The following is a 2,590-nucleotide window of genomic DNA, read 5'->3' as shown; positions in this document are numbered from 1 at the left end:
GCATGACACGCGTGCCGGTCATGCCGGCCCGTTCGACCTGGGTCGCCTTCGCCGGATTCTGAACAACCACGAGCTTGTCGCCTACCTGCGGCTCACGCCCCCCGCTCTTGTTCAAGTCCATGGTCGCCTCGACGGCGTCCGCGCCGGCGCCGACGCGCAAGGTGCCGGTGAATTTCTGTTTCACCGTCCATTCCTTGTCGGCATGGACCGACTTGAATGCTTCAACCAATTCGCATGGGATCGAGGCGCTGCTGACCGTCTTGTAGACGATCCTGTGCTGGGTCGATTCCATCAGGCATTCGACCGTGACCGCCGTGATCTCGGCCGGCACTTGCGGCCAGCCGCTCTTGGCGATGATGTCCCTGGCACAGAAGAAGGCAACCAGCAGGCAGAAGCCGCCGATCATTGTCAGCTTGATCTTCGAGACGGTCATGCGCGAACCCCCCGCTGTGCGGTTTCCCGCTGGCAAAGCTGCTCGCACAGGTTGAATATTCAGTAAATCTGCCGTCTGTCGCCATGTGGCGACAGTGCAACAGGATTAACAGACAGCAACCGGTGAGGTGAATACTTTAAGGATGGCGGAAAGCCCCTCCATCCTTACTTCCGAACGCTTCTGAGGTTAGGCGCTAGCCATACGCCACCATCACATGGCGGACGGCGGTGTAGTCCTCCAACGCGTAGAGCGACATGTCCTTGCCGTAGCCGGACTGCTTCAGCCCACCATGCGGCATCTCGTTGGTCAGCATGAAGTGGGTGTTGATCCAGGTGCAGCCATATTGCAGGCGGGCGGCGGTCGCCATGGCGCGCGAGACATCCTTGGTCCACACCGACGAGGCAAGGCCGTAGTCGCTGTCATTGGCCCAGTTTACCGCTTCGTCGACTTCCGAGAAGCGGGTGATCGAGACGACCGGGCCGAACACCTCGCGGCGCACGATCTCGTCCTCCTGCAGCGCGCCGGCGACGACCGTCGGCTGGTAGTAGAAACCCGAGCCCTCGCCCGGCTTGCCGCCTGTGGTGATCTCGATGTGCTTCAGCTCCGAGGCGCGCTCGACGAAGCTCGACACGCGGTCGCGCTGGCGGCGCGAAATCAGCGGGCCGATCTCGTTTTCGGTATCGTCCGGGCGGTTGTACCTGATGGTCGAGACGGCTGAGGAGAGATCGGCGACCAGTCTTTCGTAGACCTTCTTGCCGGCGTAGATGCGGCAGGCGGCTGTGCAGTCCTGGCCGGCATTATAATAGCCGAAGGCGCGCAGGCCGTTGACGACCGCGCCGAGATCGGCGTCGTCGAAGACGATGACAGGCGCCTTGCCGCCGAGTTCCAGATGCGTGCGCTTGACCGACTTGGCGGCCGCCTGCAGCACCTTCTTGCCGGTGGCGACGTCGCCGGTGATCGAGATCATGTTGACCTTGGCATGGTTGATCAGTGTGTTGCCGACACTTTCGCCGCGGCCGAGCACGACGTTGACCACGCCTTCCGGCAGGATCTCGGCGAGAATCCTGGCCAGCTTCAGCGCCGTCAGCGGCGTCTGCTCGGACGGCTTGAAGACGACGGTGTTGCCGCCGCCGATCGCCGGCGCCAGCTTCCAGGCCATCATCATTAGCGGGTAGTTCCATGGCGCGATGGAGGCGACGACGCCGATCGGGTCGCGCCTGACCATCGAGGTGTGACCGGGCAGGTATTCGCCGGCGACCTGGCCGGGCATGGAGCGGACGGCACCGGCAAAGAAGCGGTAGCAGTCGACGATCGCCGGGATCTCGTCATTGAGCACGGCGTTGATCGGCTTGCCGCAGTTCAGCGCCTCCAGTGCTGCAAATTCCTTCGCCTCGGCCTCAATGCGGTCGGCAATCCTCAAGAGGTAGCCGGAGCGCTGCGCCGGCGTGGTGCGCGACCAACTGACGAACGCCTGCTCGGCGGCACTGACAGCCGCCTCGATCTGCGCCGGGCTGGCTTCTGGCAGGTTGAGAATGGTCGCCCCGTTCTTCGGATTGAGGATCGGCTCCTCGGTCTCGGCGCCCTTCTCGAAGGTCGAGCCGATCAGCATCTGGGTGTCCATAAGATTTCTCCTTGATCAGGAGCGAGTAGCGAATAGCGAGTAGCGAATAGGGTTGGCGGTCGACTTTTCCCTTATTCGCTATTGGCTATTCCCTATTCGCTGTTCTTCATTTGCCCGAACCAGCGATCTGGTCGCCGTCGCGGGTCAGGTAATAGGCAAGGAGGATCGGCAGCAGCGTCACCAGAACCACGACCATGGCCACGACATTGGTGACCGGGCGCTGGCGCGGGCGGATCAGCTCCTCGAGCATCCAGATCGGCACGGTCTGCTGCTGGCCGGCGGTGAAGGTGGTGACGATGACCTCGTCGAAGGACAGCGCGAAGGCGAGCATGCCGCCTGCAAGCAGCGCGGTGGCGATGTTGGGCAGCACGACATGCCTGAAGGTCTGGAAGCCGTCGGCGCCAAGATCCATCGAGGCCTCGATCATCGACCCGGAGGTGCGGCGGAAGCGGGCGACGGCATTGTTGTAGACGACGACGACGCAGAAGGTGGCGTGGCCGAGCACGATCGTCCAGAACGAGAACGGGATGTCGGCC

General features: G+C 63.0%; 3 protein-coding genes. All 3 read right to left on the bottom strand.

Annotated elements, in window-relative coordinates; all coding sequences use genetic code 11:
- Nucleotides 1-433, bottom strand: a 433-nt coding sequence (locus EN745_RS33380) for a hypothetical protein (protein ID WP_145992290.1), incomplete at its 3' end; no start/stop codon positions are given.
- Nucleotides 434-626: 193 nt separating this feature from the next.
- Nucleotides 627-2,054, bottom strand: coding sequence for a gamma-aminobutyraldehyde dehydrogenase (locus EN745_RS33375; protein WP_126056766.1), 1,428 nt, complete (start codon nucleotides 2,052-2,054; stop codon nucleotides 627-629).
- A gap of 106 nt (nucleotides 2,055-2,160) precedes the next feature.
- On the bottom strand, nucleotides 2,161-2,590 hold a 430-nt coding region (locus EN745_RS33370), incomplete at its 5' end, for an ABC transporter permease subunit (protein ID WP_127423205.1).

This window comes from Mesorhizobium sp. M4A.F.Ca.ET.022.05.2.1, assembly GCF_003998845.1.
Classification (GTDB): domain Bacteria; phylum Pseudomonadota; class Alphaproteobacteria; order Rhizobiales; family Rhizobiaceae; genus Mesorhizobium.
This window is presented reverse-complemented; position numbering and strand designations above follow the sequence as displayed.